12 protein-coding genes are annotated in these 17,938 nt (G+C 67.6%); 7 read left to right on the top strand and 5 right to left on the bottom strand.

Annotation, left to right across the window (positions count from 1 at the left end; all coding sequences use genetic code 11):
- Positions 1 to 66 precede the first annotated feature (66 nt).
- Together AB4Y98_RS16910 and AB4Y98_RS16905 are read right to left on the bottom strand one after the other, a co-directional pair.
- Positions 67 to 2,661 (bottom strand): M14 family zinc carboxypeptidase, encoded by a 2,595-nt coding sequence (locus AB4Y98_RS16910; RefSeq protein ID WP_442244758.1) that lies wholly within the window; start codon positions 2,659 to 2,661, stop codon positions 67 to 69.
- Positions 2,662 to 2,725: 64 nt separating this feature from the next.
- Positions 2,726 to 5,365 (bottom strand): TonB-dependent receptor, encoded by a 2,640-nt coding sequence (locus AB4Y98_RS16905; protein WP_442244757.1) that lies wholly within the window; start codon positions 5,363 to 5,365, stop codon positions 2,726 to 2,728.
- A 195-nt stretch (positions 5,366 to 5,560) separates the two neighbouring features.
- Between AB4Y98_RS16905 and queD the strand changes: the two genes are divergently transcribed.
- Positions 5,561 to 5,923: a 6-carboxytetrahydropterin synthase QueD gene (gene queD, locus AB4Y98_RS16900; protein ID WP_025878441.1), complete on the top strand. Its 363-nt coding sequence runs from the start codon at positions 5,561 to 5,563 to the stop codon at positions 5,921 to 5,923.
- A 589-nt stretch (positions 5,924 to 6,512) separates the two neighbouring features.
- On the opposite strand, the gene asnB is transcribed toward queD, so the two are convergent.
- Positions 6,513 to 8,414 carry an asparagine synthase (glutamine-hydrolyzing) gene (gene asnB, locus AB4Y98_RS16895; RefSeq protein ID WP_442244756.1) on the bottom strand — a complete coding sequence of 634 codons (1,902 nt, stop codon included), beginning with the start codon at positions 8,412 to 8,414 and terminating at the stop codon, positions 6,513 to 6,515.
- 345 nt (positions 8,415 to 8,759) lie between these two features.
- On the opposite strand from asnB, the gene AB4Y98_RS16890 reads away from it, so the two are divergent.
- Together AB4Y98_RS16890 and AB4Y98_RS16885 are read left to right on the top strand one after the other, a co-directional pair.
- A complete protein-coding gene (locus AB4Y98_RS16890) occupies positions 8,760 to 9,449 on the top strand; it encodes a winged helix-turn-helix domain-containing protein (RefSeq protein ID WP_025878439.1) in 690 nt (229 codons plus the stop codon).
- Positions 9,446 to 10,789, top strand: coding sequence for an ATP-binding protein (locus AB4Y98_RS16885; RefSeq protein WP_312786414.1), 1,344 nt, complete (start codon positions 9,446 to 9,448; stop codon positions 10,787 to 10,789). Before AB4Y98_RS16890 ends, AB4Y98_RS16885 begins: the two co-directional genes overlap by 4 nt.
- On the opposite strand, the gene AB4Y98_RS16880 is transcribed toward AB4Y98_RS16885, so the two are convergent.
- The gene (locus AB4Y98_RS16880) at positions 10,786 to 12,258 is read right to left on the bottom strand and encodes a sensor histidine kinase (RefSeq protein WP_442244755.1); all 1,473 of its coding nucleotides are present in this window, start codon (positions 12,256 to 12,258) and stop codon (positions 10,786 to 10,788) included. The two genes, AB4Y98_RS16885 and AB4Y98_RS16880, sit on opposite strands and share 4 nt — an antisense overlap.
- The gene (locus AB4Y98_RS16875) at positions 12,255 to 12,974 is read right to left on the bottom strand and encodes a response regulator transcription factor (RefSeq protein ID WP_025878436.1); all 720 of its coding nucleotides are present in this window, start codon (positions 12,972 to 12,974) and stop codon (positions 12,255 to 12,257) included. Before AB4Y98_RS16875 ends, AB4Y98_RS16880 begins: the two co-directional genes overlap by 4 nt.
- Positions 12,975 to 13,118: 144 nt before the next feature.
- Here AB4Y98_RS16875 and msrB point away from each other — a divergent pair, with 144 nt between their 5' ends.
- The 4 genes from msrB (at position 13,119) to AB4Y98_RS16855 (ending at position 17,881) form a co-directional block, all read left to right on the top strand.
- The gene (gene msrB, locus AB4Y98_RS16870) at positions 13,119 to 13,694 is read left to right on the top strand and encodes a peptide-methionine (R)-S-oxide reductase MsrB (RefSeq protein ID WP_442244754.1); all 576 of its coding nucleotides are present in this window, start codon (positions 13,119 to 13,121) and stop codon (positions 13,692 to 13,694) included.
- 2 nt (positions 13,695 to 13,696) lie between these two features.
- Positions 13,697 to 15,463, top strand: a complete 1,767-nt coding sequence (locus AB4Y98_RS16865) for a cytochrome c biogenesis protein DipZ (protein ID WP_442244753.1) — start codon at positions 13,697 to 13,699, stop codon at positions 15,461 to 15,463.
- Positions 15,464 to 15,477: 14 nt separating this feature from the next.
- Complete coding sequence (gene msrA / locus AB4Y98_RS16860; RefSeq protein WP_088101640.1) at positions 15,478 to 16,215, top strand: peptide-methionine (S)-S-oxide reductase MsrA; 738 nt, start codon at positions 15,478 to 15,480, stop codon at positions 16,213 to 16,215.
- A 217-nt stretch (positions 16,216 to 16,432) separates the two neighbouring features.
- Positions 16,433 to 17,881 (top strand): aminotransferase-like domain-containing protein, encoded by a 1,449-nt coding sequence (locus AB4Y98_RS16855; RefSeq protein ID WP_442244752.1) that lies wholly within the window; start codon positions 16,433 to 16,435, stop codon positions 17,879 to 17,881.
- Positions 17,882 to 17,938: the final 57 nt, after the last annotated feature.

Genomic DNA, 17,938 nt, shown 5'->3' with positions numbered 1-17,938 from the left:
TTTACAGCGTGTCCTGCGCAGCCCGCCCGGCCTCCCCCACACGCATCAATCGAAGCGCGTAATGCCTCAACCCCGCGCTTTCGCCGGATTCACCAGATTCCCGAAGAAGATCGCATTGATCAGCAACCGGTCGGTGCCATGCCAGTACTTGCGATGCGCCGGATCATCCGCAAACAGGATCACGTTGCCCTGCCCCTGCGCCGACACCAGCAGCCACGCACTGCCAGCCACGCGACTGCGGTTGCGCTCGGACAGATACCCGTTCACCCGCGGCGTGTCGTCGATCCGCACCACCGTGGAAAACCCGTTCGTGCTCGGCTGCAGGATGACCGTGTTCTCCTTGTTGATCGCCAGCTGTCGGCGCGGCACGCCGAACGCCAGGGGATGGCTGGGGTCGACGTCGGCACTGAGGATGTTGCCGCTGACACGCTCGATCGCGGCGATATCGCGCTGGTCACCGAAGGCGCGGCGCGCGGTGTCTGTTGCTTCCTCGTCCTTGCCCAGCTTCTCGCCGTCGGCAAGTTTCTGTTCGATCGCCCACTTCGATGCGCTGCCATAGGTGACCAGCGACCCGCCGGCCTGGATCCAGCGCTTCAATGCCGCTACCGCGGTCGCGTCGATGCCCGTATAGGTGCCGCCGGACAGCACGATCGTGGTGTAGCGATCCAGCGATACCTTGCCCAGCTGCTGCGGGTCCAACTTGCTGGCCGGCAGGCGCAGCTGCTGGTCGAGCAGGAACCAGGCCGAACCGATTTCGGTGGCGGCCACGCCCTCGCCCATCACCAGCGCGACGGAGGGCTTGCGCAGTGCCTTGACGCCATCACTGCCAAGATCGATGCCATCGCGGCTGCGGCCACTGGACAGCGCATGCACCTGCACGCCAGCGACGCGCGCGGCGGCGGCGACCGCCTCCTGCAACGCCGCGCCCTGCAGCGGCTGCCCGGCCACCGGTACCACGATGCTGCCGCCGGCAAAGGCCACGTCTCCCTGCGCAGTGCTGGCGGTGAACGGCTGGAAGGTGGCACGCGTGGACAAGCCCTTGGCCTGCAGGCCCGCCAGTGCGCGGCCCGCGTTGTAGTCGCGCCAGTCGATCACGTAGGCAAAGCCCGCCTCACCGCCAATCACCCCGCCCTGTACTGCGGGAACCTCGACTACGCGGGCGCCGCCATCGATGCGGCTGCGGCTGCCGGCAAAGGCCACGCCGTAGGCCGGGGCGATCGCGTAACTGGTGCTGCCGTAGAACACGTCGCCCTTGATCGGCGGGGTCTCGGCGAAGATCGAATGGACCAGGCGGAACTGCGCCTGCTGCACCGGCACCACGTAGGCGCTGCCCGCTTCGAAACGCTGGCCATCTACGCTGACGGCGCGGTCCAGTGCATGCACTTCAATCCTGTGCAGCAACAGCAGTTCCAGCAGGCGTCGGGTCAATGCCGGATCATGCGCGTCGCCGAACACGAAGCTCTTCACCGGCTGTTGTGCGGCCTGCTTCAGCGCGCTCTGGAAGAAACTCTTCTGCAGATCGAACAGGGCGCTGCGCTCGGTCACCGCACCGCGCACCGTGCCCAAGCCGGTGGCAACCTGGTTGCGGATGGTGAACGGGAACGTCAGCAGGCCATTCACCGATTCCTGCACGCGACCGCGCGAGCTGGCCTGCTCCACGGTGACGCCGACCGCGCCGTGGAAATCCGGATAGGTCGAGCCGTACACGGGCGAGAAATTGTCGAAATTCTCACCGGTGTAGTACAGCGAACCCAGCGCATCGAGCGCCTGGGCGTGGTACTTGGCCAGGGTCTTGTTGAACTCGTACGACGCTGCCGGGATCAACGGACTATGCATGCTCTTCGGCGATGGCTCGAAGTAGTACGTGCTGTCCTTGCCCATCTCGTGGAAGTCGATCTGCACGTTCGGGTACCACTGGTGGAACTGCGCCACCTTCGGCCGCGAATCCTGCTGCGTCAGTGCCAGCCAATCGCGGTTGAGATCGGTGAAGTAGTGGTTGGTACGGCCCTGCGGGAACGGTTCGACGTGTTCCTTGTCGGCCGGATCGGCCGAGGCCGGATCGGACGCCCAGGCGTTGTGCCAGTTGGCGGCGCGATCGCGGCCGTCGGGATTCTGCGCCGGGTCGAACAGCACCACTGCCTGCTGCAGCCACTGCTGCGTTTCCGCGCTGCGGTTGGCCACCAGGTAGTAGGCGGTCAGCATCGCCGCTTCGCCACTGGAAGTCTCGTTGCCGTGCACGCTGTAGCCCAGCCACACCACCACCGGGCTGTCACCGGCAGCGCTGCGCGGCTGCGCCGGGTCGGCCAGGGTCGCGTGCTGCTGGCGGATCTGTTCCAGCCGCGCGTGGTTGCCTGCAGCAGTGACCGTGGCGATCAGCAGCGGTCGGCCCTCATAGCTGCGGCCGATCTCGCGCACGCTGATCTTGTCCGAGTGCTTGGCCAGCTCCTGGAAGTAAGCGACCAGCTGGTCATGGCGGGTGTAGCGGCTGCCGATCGGATAGCCGAGGAACTGCTCCGGCGTGGGAATGGCGGTATCGAATGCCGCGGCATCGGTGGTCTGCGGGAAGAAATAGGCGCTCTGCGCATGTACCGCRGGCGGCAACGATACGGCGGTGGCGACGGCGAGCAACAACGGGAAAACGGCACGGCGGTGGAAGGACACGGTGACTCCCCTGGAACATGGCAACACGGCCGGCCACACAGGGTGGCCGGCCGCGGCGGGTGGATCAGAAGCGGTAGTCGAAGCCCAGCGTGAAGTAGCGGCCACGCAGGTCGTACTGGCTGAAGTCGTACGGCGCGCGGATGCCCGGGAACGAGGCGTCGTACGGCGGCGTCTTGTCACCCAGGTTCTGCACCTTGGCGTACACGGTCAGGTTCTCGATGCCGGTGTAGCCCAGGTAGAGATCGAACTGGTTGTAGGCGTCGACGCGGCTCTGCACCGCAGCTGCAGCGGTGCTGGCCTTCTGGTCGTAGCCACTGGTGTAGTACCAGGTCACCGCGGCGGTGTAGTCGCTGTACTTCCAGTCCAGGGTGGTGGTGGCCTTGTTCTTCGGCAGGGTGGCGCCGAGGTTGCTGCCGGCATAGTCCACCAGCGGGCCACCGACCACGGTCGGGCGCCGGTAGTCGCGCACATGGGTGTAGGCCGAGGTCACGGTGAAGTCACCGAAGGCGGTGGTCGGGATGCGCTGGCGCAGCTCGACGTCGATGCCCGAGGTCTTCAGCTCGCTCAGGTTCTGGTAGCGGTTGTAGACCGCCTGCAGCTTGCCGCGCTCATCGCGCTGCACGGCATCGGCGACGTTGTCGTTGACCAGGGTCTGGGTGTTGTTGGTACCGACCAGGTTGTCCAGCTGGATACGGTAGTAGTCGATGCTCAGGTTGGTGTTCGCCCACGGCGACAGCACCACGCCGAAGTTCACGCTCTTGGTGCGCTCCGGCTTCAGGTCGCTGTTGCCGACGGTGAAGAAGGTCGGGTTCTGCCGCGAGCCCGGCACGTCCGGATCACGCGGGTCGACCACGCTGCCGTAGGCGATGCTGGTGCTGTTGGAGTTCTCCGACAGCGACGGGGCACGGAAGCCCTTCGACGCGGAGGCACGCACCAGCAGGAAATCCAGCGGCTGCCAGCGCAGGCCGAGCTTGGGCGAGAACGCGTCGCCGAAATCATCGTAATGATCGGCGCGGGCGGCGGCGGACAGTTCCAGGGTCGAGGCCAGCGGCACGTTGACCTCGGCGTAGGCGGCGCTGACCTTGCGCTCGCCATGCACTTCGGCGATTGCCGGGCGCACCTGCAGGCCGGCATCGATCTGCCACGGGTTGTTCGAATCAAGCTTCTCGCGGCGCCATTCGGCACCGGCGGCGAAACCGATGTCGCCGGCCCAGGTGTGGCCGAGACTGCCGGAGATCTTCGCATCGATGCCCTGCAGCACCGACTCGGCCGGACGCAGGGTGGCGATGTTGATCGAATCGCGCACCGACTGCGGCGTCGCGGCCGGGTTCAGCAGGTTGTAGCTGCCGGTGGCCAGTGCATTGGCCAGTGCCCAGCGGTTGGCGAAGCCGCCGGAGACGGTTTCGCGCTCGCTGCTGCGCGCGCCGAACGCGGCCACTTCCCAGTCCCACTTCTCGGTGTTGCCACGCAGCCCGAACACACCGCGATAGGCGGTGGACCGGTTGGTCTTGATGGTGCCGCCGAGGTCGAAGAAGGTGTATTCGATGGGGATCGCGCGGCCGTACGGGTTGTACGGGTTGCTGGCCGGCAGGTTGGACGACACCGGCTCGGCCAGGCCGGTCTGCGCGTTCAGCGCGAAGCGACCGCTTTCCAGGGTGAAGAACGGGCTGCTGCCGAACCAGGCAGCACTCTTGATCTGGCTGTACAGCACTTCGCCGAACGCTTCGACGTTGTCGCCGAGGCGGAACGTGCCGTTGGCGTAGGCCTGGTAGCGCTTGGTGGACGGAATCAGGGTGGTGTACGGGGCCTGGTTGAAGCCGCAGGTATCACCGGCCAGACCGTCGATCGGCGCGCTGGCCACGCGGGTGGTGCCGGTGGGGCAGTTGCCGTTGGCATCGAGCATCGGCACGGAGGTGCCATTGACCAGATAGCGTGCGCCCTTGGCCGACCAGCCGTTCCAGCGGCCGCCGGGCTGGTCGCTGTAGATACCGCTCTTGGTCAGGTTGCGCTCGTCCTGGTCCAGTCGCTCACGGTTGTAGGCCTGCAGGCTGAAGAGGATGTTGTAGCCGTCCTTGTCGATGTCGCCCAGGCCACCAACGAACTTCAGGTTCTGCTCGTGCAGGCCGCCCTGGTCGGCGCCACCGAAGCTGCCGCCGATCTCGGCGCCTTCGAAGTTCTGCCGGGTGATGATGTTGACCACGCCGGCCACCGCATCGCTGCCGTACACGGCCGATGCACCGTCCTTGAGCACTTCGATGCGTTCGACGGCCACCAGCGGCAGCGCGTTGAGATCGACGAAGGTGTCCGACAGGCCGCCGGCCGGGAAGCCGTAGTTGGCCAGGCGGCGGCCGTTGAGCAGCACCAGCGTGTTCTTCTGCGAAAGACCGCGCAGGCCGATGCCGGCCGAGCCCGAGGCCCAACCGTTGTTGGTGGTCTCGTTGCTGGCATTGCCGGTGTTGGCCGAGATCGAGCGCAGCACATCGGCCACGGTGGCCTTGCCGGTCTGTTCCAGCTGCTGGCGGCCGATCACCTGCACCGGGTTGGAGGCTTCGGTATCGGCGCGTTTGATGTTGGAACCGGTGACACGCACGGCAGCCAGGGTGCTGGCTTCGCCGCTGGCGTCGGCGGTGGTTTCGGCGGCGGCAGACAATGGCGCGGCCAGAGCGACGGCCAGGGCCGCCACGAGCAGGGTGTGCTGGGGCATGACGATGTGGGGGAGGTAGTGGAAGGACGAGGTAAGTTCCGCAGTAATCCATGCCTGGCCGGGGTGCAGCCAATAACATCTCTTCATACGGATATAAGAGAAACTATCATCTCTTCATCCGGATGGAAAGAATTTCTTCACGGAAAGGCAACGCAAAGCCGGGCTGATCGGCCGCCCGCGGCGTACAATCGCGCCATGGAAATCTTCAAAGTCTTCATGCTCGAGGCGGCGCACCGCCTCCCCAACGTGCCGCCGGGGCACAAGTGCGCGCGCCTGCACGGCCACTCCTTCCGGGTGGAACTGAAAGTCGAGGGCGAGCCGGGCGCGCAGACCGGCTGGATCATGGATTTCGGTGACGTGAAGGCGGCTTTCCAGCCGATCTACGACCGCCTGGACCACCATTACCTCAATGACATCCCCGGCCTGGAGAACCCGACCAGCGAGAATCTGGCCGTGTGGATCTGGAACGAGCTCAAGCCCACCCTGCCGGCATTGAGCGAGATCACCGTGCACGAAACCTGCACCTCGGGCTGCCGTTACCGCGGCCCCGCCGCCTGATCAACCCATTGATCTGAAAGGCCTCAAGGCGCCGGAGATGGCGCCTTCGTGATTTTTGTTGCATTGCCGCATGATCGGCGTATGCTGCATTGCATCAATACAAATGCACGGCGGATGCGACTGGCAGGCAACAGCCACTGGCGCGACGCCCACGCTCATTGCATGGGTCCCTCCCCCCATGCAATCCGGACCCGGCAGATCCCTCCCTCTGCCGGGTCTTTTTTTGCCTGGCGTCTGGATTCTGGAACGCGTCTTCGTCCGGGTCTCTGCGATCTGAAGGGCCCCGTCGGGGCAGGTAGGGGCCTGGGCAAATGGCCCCCGGCGCCGGCCGTTGGCCGCCACCTCCTCCTTTACTTTGCCCAGACCCCTACCTGCCCCGACGAGGCTCGGCTTGCGGCACCAGATGCGCAGATCGCTGCTTTCCTGAGGCCACCGAAGATCTCCCCACGCAGGGCGGAGGCCCTTGCGTGCGAAGTAAAGGGGGAGGCGGTGGCCGCAGGCCGGCGCCGGAGGACATTCGCACGCAAGGGCCTCCGCCCTGCGCCGCGCAGATGTGCCGCGCAGAATCGATCGGCCACGCAAGGAGCGCTCAGCGCCCGCGGTTGCCGTGCCAGTGCTGGTACCACGCCTGGAACATCAACACGTTCCACAGGTGCGTATGCCATTTGCGCTCGCCGCGCAGGAACGCCTCCCAGATCGCGCGCACGCGTACTGCATCGAAGCACCCCTGGTTGCGCAGCAGTTGCGGGTCGAGCAAGGCTTCCGCCCAGTCGCGCAGCGGGCCGGCCAGCCAGCGTGCCATCGGTGGGCCGAAACCGCGCTTGGGGCGATAGACCAGCGGCGCGGGCAGATAGCGCGCCAGCAGATGCTTGAGGATCCGCTTGTGCTCACCGTCGTGGTACTTCAGGTGCTGCGGCAGGCGCCAGGCCAGGCGTATGACCTCCATGTCCAGCAACGGCGAGCGCGTCTCCACGCCGGCCGCCATGCCGGCACGGTCAACCTTGGCAAGAATCCCCTCGGCCAGGTCCATGCGGAAATCCAGCAGCTGGATGCGCGCTTCTGCCGGCAGTGCGGTGTCCTGCTGCTGGAAGATCGTCGCTGGCTCGCGTGCGCCCAGTACCACCTGGGTCGGCTGCCGCCAGCGGGTGACGCGCTGCAGGTAATGCCCCTCCACGTCGTTGGCGGCCACCTCGGCCACCAGTGCCCGCCAACCGCCAAGCCGACCACGCTCGACGTTCAAGCGGCTGCTGCCACGCCGTGCAAGATCACGTACCCAGTCCGGCAGGCCACCGCACAGGCGCGCATTGCGCAGTGCGCGGCCATAGCTGGGGTGGCCGAAGAACAACTCGTCGCCGCCGTCGCCGGTCAACGCCACCGGCTTGCGCGCGCCGAGCAGCTCGCTGGCCAGCAGGGTGGGCAGCTGCGAGGCATCGGCGAACGGTTCGCACCAGACCTGCGGCAAGCGCTGCAGCAGATCCAGGCCCTGCCGGCTGTCCATCCTGTGCAGGTGGTGATGCACGCTCAGGTGGCGGGCCACCTGCGAGGCCCAGTCGCTCTCGTCGTGACCGGGGTCGTCGAAACCCACCGTCCATGCTTCCACCGGCAACGCCGACTGCGCCTGCATCATCGCCACCACCAGCGACGAATCGGTGCCACCGGACAGGAACGCACCGCAGGCCACGGGTGAATGCATGCGCGTGGCGATCGCCTGCTGCAGCACCACCTCCAACTGGTCGGTGGCCTGCTCCAGGCTGGGCGCCGGCTGCAACGGCTGCTGCAGCGCGGATTGCATCGCATCGCGCGCGCACCAGTAGCGCTGGCCGCCCTGCGTGGCCTGCGTTGATCCGCCGGCGGCATGATCGTTGAGATCCACGCGCAGCATCGCCCCGGCCACCAGCTTGTGGATGCCGCGATAGATGGTGTGCGGCGCCGGCACATAGTCATGGCGCAGCAGCAGGCTCAATGCATCCTGGTCGATGCTGGGAGCGAATCCGGCAAAGGCCTGCAGCGCCTTCAACTCCGAGGCAAACAGGAACTGGCCCTGGTACCAGCCGTAATACAGCGGCCGTTCGCCGACCGGGTCGCGCGCCAGCCAGAGCTCGTGCGCGTGGCGGTCCCAGACGCTGAACGCAAATGCCCCTTCGATGCGCGACAGCGCACGCTGCACGCCCCACTCGACGATGGCCTGCAGCAACAGGCGTGCATCGGTGCAGCTGCGTGGCAGGTCGCGCAGCTGCGACTGCAGGGCCGCCCGGTTGTAGATGCGGCCATCCAGGCACAGCACGTAGCGCCCGCAGCTGGAGCTGAGCGGCTGCAACGGCATGGCGGTCGGCGCACGGCAATGACCGAGGGCCAGCCCTGCGTCGGCATCGGTCCAGTACCCGATGCGACCACGGCCGCGCTGCTGCAGCGCCCGCAGCATCGGCGCCAGCTGCTGCAGCAGCTGCTCGTCGTCGGCAGGCGGCAGCCAGGCCCCGACCACGCCGCTCATCGCTGGCCTCCATGGCAAGGGCAATCAAAGAAAAACGCGGGACAGGAGGCGGACGGCATGAGGGCGGCACGCGGATGGGGAGAGCTGCCATGCTCGGCCCCGCCGAGCGCCACGTCAGTCGTAGCGCTGTCAGCGACCGTCACCGCAGGCGCGGCTTACGTAACGTTTTGTAACAACACGATTGCTACCGTGCGGCCAAGTCGTTGCCCGGCCTGAGGCCCGGCCCGCGCGCCAGCAACCCCGGCTGAATGGCGCCCGCTCCCTGGACCCGAGCGGCCCGACAGCTGGGATAGCATCGCCGCGCTCGTGCCACGGCGGTACGGAAGCACCCCGGAGGCCTTGTAGATGCTGGATATCGTACTGGTTGAAGACGACGCTCGGCTGGGCACGATGGTCAGCGACTACCTGAAGCGCCACGGTTACCAGGTCGCCCACGAACGCTGCGGCCAGCGCGCGATCGCCCGGATCCTCAGCGAGAAGCCGGCGCTGGTCCTGCTCGACATCGGCCTGCCGGGCCAGGATGGTTTCGAAGTGTGTCGGCAGATCCGGCCCCACTATGACGGGATCATCTGCGTGCTGAGCGCCCGTACCGACAACATCGACCAGGTGCTGGGGCTGGAACTGGGCGCCGACGATTACATCGGCAAGCCGATCGAACCGCGGGTGCTGCTGGCGCGGCTGCGCGCCCATCTGCGCCGCCACCGCCGGGTCGAGCCACGCGATGGCGCCCTGCGTTTCGGTGAACTGAGCATCGACCCGTCCACACGCAACGTGCACCTGCAGGGCCGCCTGCTGGAGCTGACCACCGCCGAGTTCGACCTGTTGTTCCTGCTGGCCGGCAACGCGGGCCAGATCCTCGACCGCGATGCGCTGCTGCGTGGCCTGCGCGGCATCGCCTTCGATGGCCTGGACCGCTCGATCGACGCACGCATCTCGCGCCTGCGGCGCAAGCTCGGCGACAACCCGGAACAGCCCGAGCGGATCAAGACCGTGCGCGGCCGTGGTTACCTGTTCAGCCGATCGGCATGGGGATGAAGCATCCGTCGTCGGCCATGCGTGGCCATGCCTTCCACTTCCTGCGCTACGGCATCGGTTTCCTCACCGCCCATCTGCTGCTGATCGTGCTCGGGCTATGGGCCTGGGATGCGCTGCTGGAAGACCGCACCGAGGCCAGCCTGCAGGCGGAAATGCGCGGCCCGCACGCCATGCTGCAACATCGCTTCGCCGAAACGCCGCCGGCGCAATGGCCAGCCCTGGCGCAACAGTTGGACAGCGATTTCGCCTATCCGCTGCAGCTGATGCCGTTGACCGAGGCTGCCGCGATACTGCCGGCGAAACAGCGCAAGGGCTTGCTCAACGGACACGTGCAGATCGAGCTGGACAGCATGCGCAGCCTGCAGCGCGTCGGCAACAGCAACAGTGCGCTGATCCTGGGGCCGCTGGACCAGGCCCTGCCCGAAGAAGGCTGGCAGGACAGTGAAGCGTCCGGCGTGGCCATCATCCTGCTGATCCTGATGGTGGCGGTGGCATTGCCGATGTACGTGATGGTCTACCGGTTGTGGCGCGATGTCTCGCAGCTGGCGCAGACCGCACGACGGATGCGCGATGGCCAGCTCGACAGCCGGGCGCCACGCGCCGGTACCGCGCTGGTGCGGCCATTGGCCAAGGCGTTCAACCACATGGCCGAACAGCTGCAGCTGCTGCTGGACAGCCAGCGCGTGCTGGCCCAGGCGGTGGCGCACGAAGTACGCACACCGCTGGCACGCATGCGCTTCGGCCTGGCCGACCTGGAAGACACCGGACTGGACGACGCCCAGCGCGATGCGCTGTCCGGCCTGCGCATCGACATCGACCGGTTGCAGCACCTGACCGATGCGGGTGTCGAGTACGCCGCGCTCGGCCGCTGCCATCAGGTCACCCGCCAGCGCCTGCAACTGGCCGCGCTGGTACGCGGCGTGGTCGAGCAGTTCGCACCACTGACGATACCGGTGCAGCAGGACCTGTCACCGGCAGGGCTGGTCAACGTCAACCGGCACATGCTGGAACTGGCGCTGCGCAACCTGCTGGGCAACGCGCTGCGCTATGCGCGCCGGCAGATCCGCATCGTCAGCACGCTCAACGACGGATGGCTGTGCCTGCAGGTGGAGGACGACGGTCCCGGTATCGCCGTCGAACTGCGCAGCCAGGTGCTGCAGCCCTACGTGCGGCTGGACCTGGCCAGCCCGGGCTTCGGGCTGGGCCTGGCGCTGGTGCAGGTGGTGGCGGACAAGCACCGCGGCCACGTGGAAGTGGCCGATTCGGTGCTCGGCGGTGCCTGCATCCGGCTGCTGCTGCCGATGGAAAGCGGTGTTCCGCCACCGGCAGACAACGTCTAGTTCGCCTCGGCATCGGCACGCGGCAAGGCGAACACGAACAGCGCGCCCTGTTCGCTGTCGCGCAGTTCGATACGGCGGCCATGCAACTGCACGATGCGCTGCACGATCAGCAGGCCGAGCCCGCCGTTTTCGCCACGCCGTGCCCCCAGTGCCGCCGGCGCCTGGAACAGTTGCCCACGCAGCGCTGGCGGCACTCCGGGACCATCGTCCTGCACCGCCACCTGCACACTGTCGGGTAGCGCGGACAGCTGCACCTGCACGCGGCCACCGTCCGGCGCATGTCGCAGCGCGTTGTCGAGCAGGTTGGTCAGCACGCGCTCCACAAGACCCAGGTCGGCGCGCACCAGCGGCAGGCCCGGCGGGAAATCAGCGTGCAGGTGCTGCCCACGTGCCTGCGCGGCAAGCTCGAACTTCTGCAGTACGTCCTGCAGCAGTTCCGGCAGCGCGAACACTTCCCACTCCAACCGCACTTCACCGTGTTCCAGCCGCGCCAGTTCGAACAACGCCCGGGCCAGACGGCCGACCTTGGCGCTCTGCGCCAGCGCGATACCGAGATAGCGACGACGCTCCTGCGGCGACAGCGTGGCTTCTTTCAGCGCCAGCGTTTCCAGGTAACCGTGCAGCGAGGACAACGGCGTGCGCAGGTCGTGCGAGATGTTGGCCACCAGTTCGCGGCGCTGCAGGTCCTGCTGGCGCAGCTGCTGCCACTGCTCGCCCAGCCGCTGTGCCATCTGCGAATGGGCATGTTCGAGGATCTTCAGTTCATCGCGCTCGCCCGCGCGCAGCGGTACCGGCGCTGGCAGTGGCGTCGGAGCGTCGATGTCGAAGGCCTGTATGCGCCGGGTGACCTGGCGCAGGGGCCGGGTCACCCAGTAGAAGGCCACCAGGCCGGCAAGCAGGCCCAGCCCGCCGATCAACAGCACCGACCAGAGCGTGGTGTGCCATTGACTGCCGGCGGCCAGATCGTCGGCCAGCATCTGCCGGTGTTCGCCCACCAGTACCACGTACACGTAACCCGCCTGCCGCCCCTGCACCACCAGTGGCGCGACACTGAACACCTTGCGGCCATCGGCACTGCGGGGATCGTCACCGAGGATCGGCAGCGGTGCACCGGACAGCAGGCGCCGCAGCGGTGCCACGTCCACCCGGGTGCGCACCAGGTGGCCGCTGGGCGCATCGTGGCCGAGGATGCGACCCTGCTCATCCAGCAGGTACACCTCGACACTGGGGTTGACCGCCATCAGCTGGCCGAACAATGCGCGCACCGCCGCATCGCGCATGCCGCTGGTGTCCATCAGCTCGCTGCGCTGGGCGATGTGCTCGGCCAACCCAAGCGACAGTCGCTGCACCACTTCCTGCTCATGCCGGGTATTGGTGCGCATCTGCCAGGCCAGCAGCGCCATGCAGCACATCAGCATCAGCGCCGACATCACCAGCGCCAGTTTCTGCCACAGGTTCGGCTTGATCATGCTGCCGCCCCGGCCGGGTCGACCAGCTTGTAGCCGCGCCCCCATACGGTCAGCAGGCGCCGCGGGTTGCCCGGGTCGGTCTCGATCTTGCTGCGCAGGCGGTTGATGTGGGTGTTGACCGTGTGCTCGTAACCGTCGTGCTGGTAGCCCCAGACCTGGTTGAGCAGTTCCATCCGCGCAAACACCTGGTCCGGGTGGCGGGCGAAGAACAGCAGCAGTTCGAACTCACGCGGGGTCAGTTCCAGTGCATTGCCATCGACGGCGGCAGTACGCGCGACCGGGTCCAGCCGCAGCCCCCCGAGTTCGATCGCCCCGGCATCGATGCGCGCGTTCTGTGCCATGGCTTCGGCGCGGCGCAGTAGCGCACGCACGCGCGCCACCAGTTCCGGCATCGAGAACGGCTTGGCCAGGTAGTCGTCCGCGCCCAGTTCCAGGCCGACGATGCGCTGGGTTTCACTGCCACGCGCACTGATGATGATGATCGGAACGTAGCGCGCCATCGCCCGTGCGCGCTGGCAGACCTGCAGACCGTCCACGCCCGGCAGCATCACGTCCAGTACCAGTGCATCCCACGGACCTTCCTGTTCGATCAGGCGCAGGCCGGCATCGCCGCTGGCGGCGTGTGCGACTTCATAGCCCTCATCACCCAGGTGCATGCGCAGCAGGTCGGCGATATGGGCATCGTCTTCAACGATCAGGACACGTTTGGCGGACATCGGCAGCTTCGGGCCAGTGGGGAGGCTGCCGGCATTGTGGCGCGGGAGCGGCGTGGATACCTCACGAAAAATTGAATCCTGCGTGAGGATTCGTTGACCGGAGGGGGCGCAGCATGGCCCCGTCGCCCCTTCCCGGAGTCCACCATGACCCTCACCCGCCGCCATCTGCTGGGCCTGGGCGGTGCTGTCACCGCCGCCGGCCTGCTGGGCTTGGGCGCGTGCAGCCGCGCGGCGCCAGCCGTTGCCGAGGCACGGCCTTCGCGACAGTTCGAGGTGGTCCGCAGCGATGCCGAGTGGCGTCGGCTGCTGAGCCCGGCGCAGTATGCCGTGCTGCGCCAGCAGGCCACCGAGCGCCCCTGGAGCAGCCCGCTGAACAAGGAACATCGGCAGGGCACGTTCGCCTGTGCCGGCTGTGCGTTGCCGCTGTTCTCTTCGTCCACCAAGTTCGAAAGCCACACCGGCTGGCCCAGCTTCTGGGCGCCGCTGCACAACGCCATCGGCGAGGACCGTGACACCACCTTCGGCATGTTGCGGGTGGAAGCACATTGCCGCCGTTGTGGCGGCCACCTCGGCCACGTGTTCAACGACGGCCCGCGGCCGACCGGACTGCGCTACTGCATGAACGGCGCCGCGATGGCGTTCATGCCCGGGACTGCGCAACAGGACGCCGCCGGCGACTGGCGCGTGCCGGTCGGTTCTTCCCCTGCTTCTGGAGCCTGATGATGCTGCTGTTGCTGCTTGCCTATCTCGGGGGCGTGCTGACCCTCCTCAGCCCCTGCATCCTGCCGGTGCTGCCGTTCGTGTTCGCACGCGCTGATCGTCCTTTCGTGCGCAGCACCCTGCCGCTGCTGGTGGGCATGGCACTGACCTTCACCGTGGTTGCCAGCCTGGCGGCGGTCGGCAGCCAGTGGGTGGCGCAGGCCAACCAGATCGGCCGCTGGGTGGCACTGGTACTGATGGCCGTGTTCGCCATCGCGCTGCTGTGGCCGACCCTGGCCGACCATCTGCTGGCGCCGTTCCAGCGCATCGGTGCGCGCCTGAGCGCGCGTGCCGACGCCGCGGATGCAGCCGGCCGTGGCGGCGCCTGGACCTCCCTGCTGATCGGCATCGCCACCGGCCTGCTGTGGGCGCCCTGCGCCGGCCCGATTCTCGGCCTGGTGCTGACCGGCGCCGCCCTGAACGGCGCCAGTGTCGGCACCAGTTCGCTGTTGCTGGCTTACGCGCTGGGCGCAGTCACCGCGCTGGCGCTGGCGGTGTGGGTGGGCGGTCGTGTGTTCCGCGCGCTGCAGGCCCGGCTCGGCCTGGGCAATGTGGTGCGCCGGGTGCTCGGCGTGGCAGCGTTGCTGGCAGTGGTGGCGATCGGCCTGGGCTGGGACACCGGCCTGCTGACCCGCCTGTCCGCGGTCAGCACCGCACGCATCGAACAGGGCCTGCTGGATGCCGTGCCCGATGCGCAGCCGGCAGCACCGCCGATGATGATGATGATGGCAGCCGGCCAGGCAGGCGCGCCGCTGCCGGTGGAAGGAACGCTGCCCACGCTGGACGGCGCCACCGGGTGGCTCAACAGCCCGCCGCTGAGCCGCGAGCAGCTGCATGGCAAGGTCGTGCTGATCGACTTCTGGACCTATTCCTGCATCAACTGCCTGCGTGCGATGCCGTTCGTGCACGAATGGGCGCAGCGCTACCGCGACCATGGCCTGGTGGTGATCGGCGTGCACACCCCGGAATTCGCGTTCGAGCGCGACCCGCGCAACGTGATGAAGGCCGTGCAGCAGCTGAAGGTCGAGTACCCGGTCGCACTCGACAACCAGTATGCGATCTGGCGCGCGTTCAACAACCGCTACTGGCCGGCGCACTACTTCGTCGATGCGCAGGGCAACATCCGCGGGCATCAGTTCGGCGAGGGCAACTACGCGCACTCCGAACAGGTGATCCGCCGCCTGCTGGTGGAAGCCGGGCAGACCGAGCTGCCGCCGCCTGCTGATCCGGCCGCGGCTGACCTGCTGGGCGTGGCCACGCAGGCCGACATGGGCAACCTGCGCTCGCCGGAAACCTACCTGGGCCACGCACGTGCCGAGCAGTTCGCCTCGCCGGGCGGGCAGCGCGCCGACGCAGCATTCGGCTACACGCTGCCGTCCATCCTGGCGCTGAACCAGTGGGGCCTGTCCGGACAGTGGCGGGTCAACGATGAGGCTGCACAACTGCAGCAGGCCGGCGGCCGCATCGCGTTCCAGTTCCACGCCCGCGACCTGCATCTGGTGCTGGCACCGGGCGAGGACGGCAAGCCGGTGCGCTTCCGCGTGCTGCTCGATGGCAAGCCATTGCCCGCGGCCGATGCCGGCGCCGACGTGGCCGCCGATGGCACCGGCACCGTCAACGAGCACCGCCTGTACCAGCTGATCCGCCAGCGCGGCACGATTGGTCCGCATCGTTTCGAGATCGAATTCCTCGACGCAGGCGTGCAGGCCTACGCCTTCACCTTCGGTTGAACCGGGAGCACACGATGAAACTCTCCTTCGAACAGGGCATTGCCGCCGGCGTCGCCGGCCTGGTCGCCACCGCGCTGGTCGCGGGTGTGCTGCTGGTGGACCACAGCGCGATCGCCGCCCCGGCCGAGCCCACGGCACAGCTGCAGGCACTGCCTGCGCCCAGCGGTGATGCGGCCTTCCGCGATGACGCCAGCCACGCCAGCGTGGTCTTCGCCGGCGGTTGTTTCTGGGGCGTGCAGGGCGTGTTCCAGCACGTCAAAGGGGTGAGCAACGCGGTGTCCGGTTACATCGGAGGCAGTGCCGCCGACGCCCGCTATGAGCGCGTCAGCGGTGGCCGCACCGGCCACGCCGAAGCGGTGAAGGTGGACTACGACCCGCGCCAGGTCAGCTATGGACAGTTGATGCAGGTGTTCTTCTCGGTGGTGCACGACCCGACCCAGCTCAACCGCCAAGGGCCCGATCACGGCAGCCAGTACCGCTCGGCGATCTACGTCGAAGACGCGCGCCAGCAGGCAGCAAGCCGTGCGTACATCGGTCAGCTCGGTCAGGCGGGGAGCTACCGCGCGCCGATCGTGACCCAGGTGAGCAGCGGCCAGCGCTTCTACCCGGCTGAGAGTTACCACCAGAACTACATGAGCAACTACCCGCAGGCCGCGTACATCCGCTACTACGACGCACCCAAGCTGACCGCGCTGGGCAAGCAGTTCCCGGCGTTGTACCGCCGCGATCCCGCGTTGGTGCCGATGCGGTGACACCCCGGGTAGTGCCGGCCGCCGGCCGGCAACCGCACCCTTCCGCAGCCGGGGATTTCCGGCCAGCGGCCGGCACCACCAAGGCATGAAAAAAAGACGCACGGCCACAGGGCCGTGCGCTTGGGAAGTATCGACCCGGCCCCGATCAGGCCCGGCCGACAACGACATGCTAGGCTCGTCGGCATCATGGGTACAGAACCAGATGCGGGTCGAGTCGATGGATACAGAAGACACCACCACGATGATCCCACCCCGCTACCAGCGGCTGTCGGACGAGCTGGCTGAAGCCATCCACGGCGGGCGCCTGCCGGTCGGCAGCCGGTTGCCGTCGCTGCGGCAGATGGCATCGCAGCGCCAGCTCAGCCTGAACACCGTGATCGCGGCCTACCGTCAGCTGGAAGACGCCGGTCTGGTCATTCCGCGGCCGAAGGCGGGCTTCGAAGTGGCGCCGCGACTGTCGGTTCCGCAGCGCTCGCTGCGTGATGCGCCGTCCGCGCCCACCGCCCCGCTGCAGCAGGTGCTGATGGCGCGGGTGCTGGAAGCGCAGCGGCGCCCCGGCGTGATCGACCTCGCCTTTGCCGGCCCGCGTGGGCGCCAGTTCTACCCGGGTGCGCAGCTGGCCCGGCACACCGCGCAGGTACTTCGCCATGGCCAGCAGACCGTGGAGACCTACGCCCGTCCCAATGGTTCGCCACGCCTGCTGGCGCAGATCGTGCGGCGTGGCCCGCGGATGGGCCTGCATACCCACCCCGAACGCCTGCTGCTGACCCATGGTGCGATGGAAGCACTGCAACTGGCACTGCGCGCGGTCACCCAGCCCGGCGATGCAGTCGGCATCGAAGCACCCTCGTACTTCAACCTGTATCCCCTGCTGACCACGCTGGGCCTGCAGCCGATCGAACTGCCCACCCATCCGCAGCGCGGCCTGGACGTGGATGCGCTGGAAGCACTGCTGCAGCACACCCCTCTTGCGGCGCTGGTGGTGATGCCGACCGTGCACAACCCGCTGGGCTGCACGATGCCGATCGCCGACAAGCAGCGCCTGGCCGAACTGGTCAACGCACGCCAGCTGCCGCTGATCGAAGACGCGGTGTATGCCGAACTGCAGTTCAGCGAGCCGCCGGCGCCCTTGCTGAAGGCGTTCGACCGCGACGGTTGGGTGATGGTGGTCGGTGGATTCTCGAAGACGCTGGCACCGGACTACCGCATCGGCTGGCTCGATGGCGGCCGCTTCGCCGAACGCATCGCGCTGCTCAAATTCCAGTCCACCGGCGGCGAACCGCAGCTGCTCGGTGATGCGGTGGCGGCCTACCTGGAAGCAGGCAGCTACGAGCACCACCTGCATCGCATGCGCCGGTTGTACCGCGAACAGGTCGGTCGCCTGCGGCAGCTGGTGGCCGAACATTTCCCGGCCGGCACCTGCGCCACCGAGCCGCAGGGAGGGTTCCTGCTGTGGCTGGAGTTGCCTGGCGTAGACACCCGGGAGCTGTTCGAGCGCGCGCTGGCAGAGGACATCGTGTTCATGCCGGGCCAGGTGTATTCGCGTGGCGCGCGCTACCGGCATTGCCTGCGGTTGTCGTGCTGCCAGACCCTGGACGCGCGCTTCATCGCTGCGGTGGAACGGTTGGGTGCGATCGCACGGGAGCTGGTGGCGGCAACACGGTAGTGCCGGCCAGCGGCCGGCGACCTCGAGGTAGTGAGTGCGTGCAGTTGCCGGCCAGCG

The sequence above is a fragment of the Stenotrophomonas sp. 2YAF26 genome, assembly GCF_052114625.1.
GTDB classification, from domain to species: domain Bacteria; phylum Pseudomonadota; class Gammaproteobacteria; order Xanthomonadales; family Xanthomonadaceae; genus Stenotrophomonas; species Stenotrophomonas indicatrix.
This window is presented reverse-complemented; position numbering and strand designations above follow the sequence as displayed.

Bases quoted from the DNA above. Each gene is read 5' to 3' on its own strand.
- AB4Y98_RS16905 (WP_442244757.1), bottom strand. From the start codon at position 5,365: ATGCCCCAGCACACCCTGCTCGTGGCGGCCCTGGCCGTCGCTCTGGCC.
- queD (WP_025878441.1), top strand. From the start codon at position 5,561: ATGGAAATCTTCAAAGTCTTCATGCTCGAGGCGGCGCACCGCCTCCCC.
- asnB (WP_442244756.1), bottom strand. From the start codon at position 8,414: ATGAGCGGCGTGGTCGGGGCCTGGCTGCCGCCTGCCGACGACGAGCAG.
- AB4Y98_RS16890 (WP_025878439.1), top strand. From the start codon at position 8,760: ATGCTGGATATCGTACTGGTTGAAGACGACGCTCGGCTGGGCACGATG.
- AB4Y98_RS16885 (WP_312786414.1), top strand. From the start codon at position 9,446: ATGAAGCATCCGTCGTCGGCCATGCGTGGCCATGCCTTCCACTTCCTG.
- AB4Y98_RS16880 (WP_442244755.1), bottom strand. From the start codon at position 12,258: ATGATCAAGCCGAACCTGTGGCAGAAACTGGCGCTGGTGATGTCGGCG.
- AB4Y98_RS16875 (WP_025878436.1), bottom strand. From the start codon at position 12,974: ATGTCCGCCAAACGTGTCCTGATCGTTGAAGACGATGCCCATATCGCC.
- msrB (WP_442244754.1), top strand. From the start codon at position 13,119: ATGACCCTCACCCGCCGCCATCTGCTGGGCCTGGGCGGTGCTGTCACC.
- AB4Y98_RS16865 (WP_442244753.1), top strand. From the start codon at position 13,697: ATGCTGCTGTTGCTGCTTGCCTATCTCGGGGGCGTGCTGACCCTCCTC.
- msrA (WP_088101640.1), top strand. From the start codon at position 15,478: ATGAAACTCTCCTTCGAACAGGGCATTGCCGCCGGCGTCGCCGGCCTG.
- AB4Y98_RS16855 (WP_442244752.1), top strand. From the start codon at position 16,433: ATGGATACAGAAGACACCACCACGATGATCCCACCCCGCTACCAGCGG.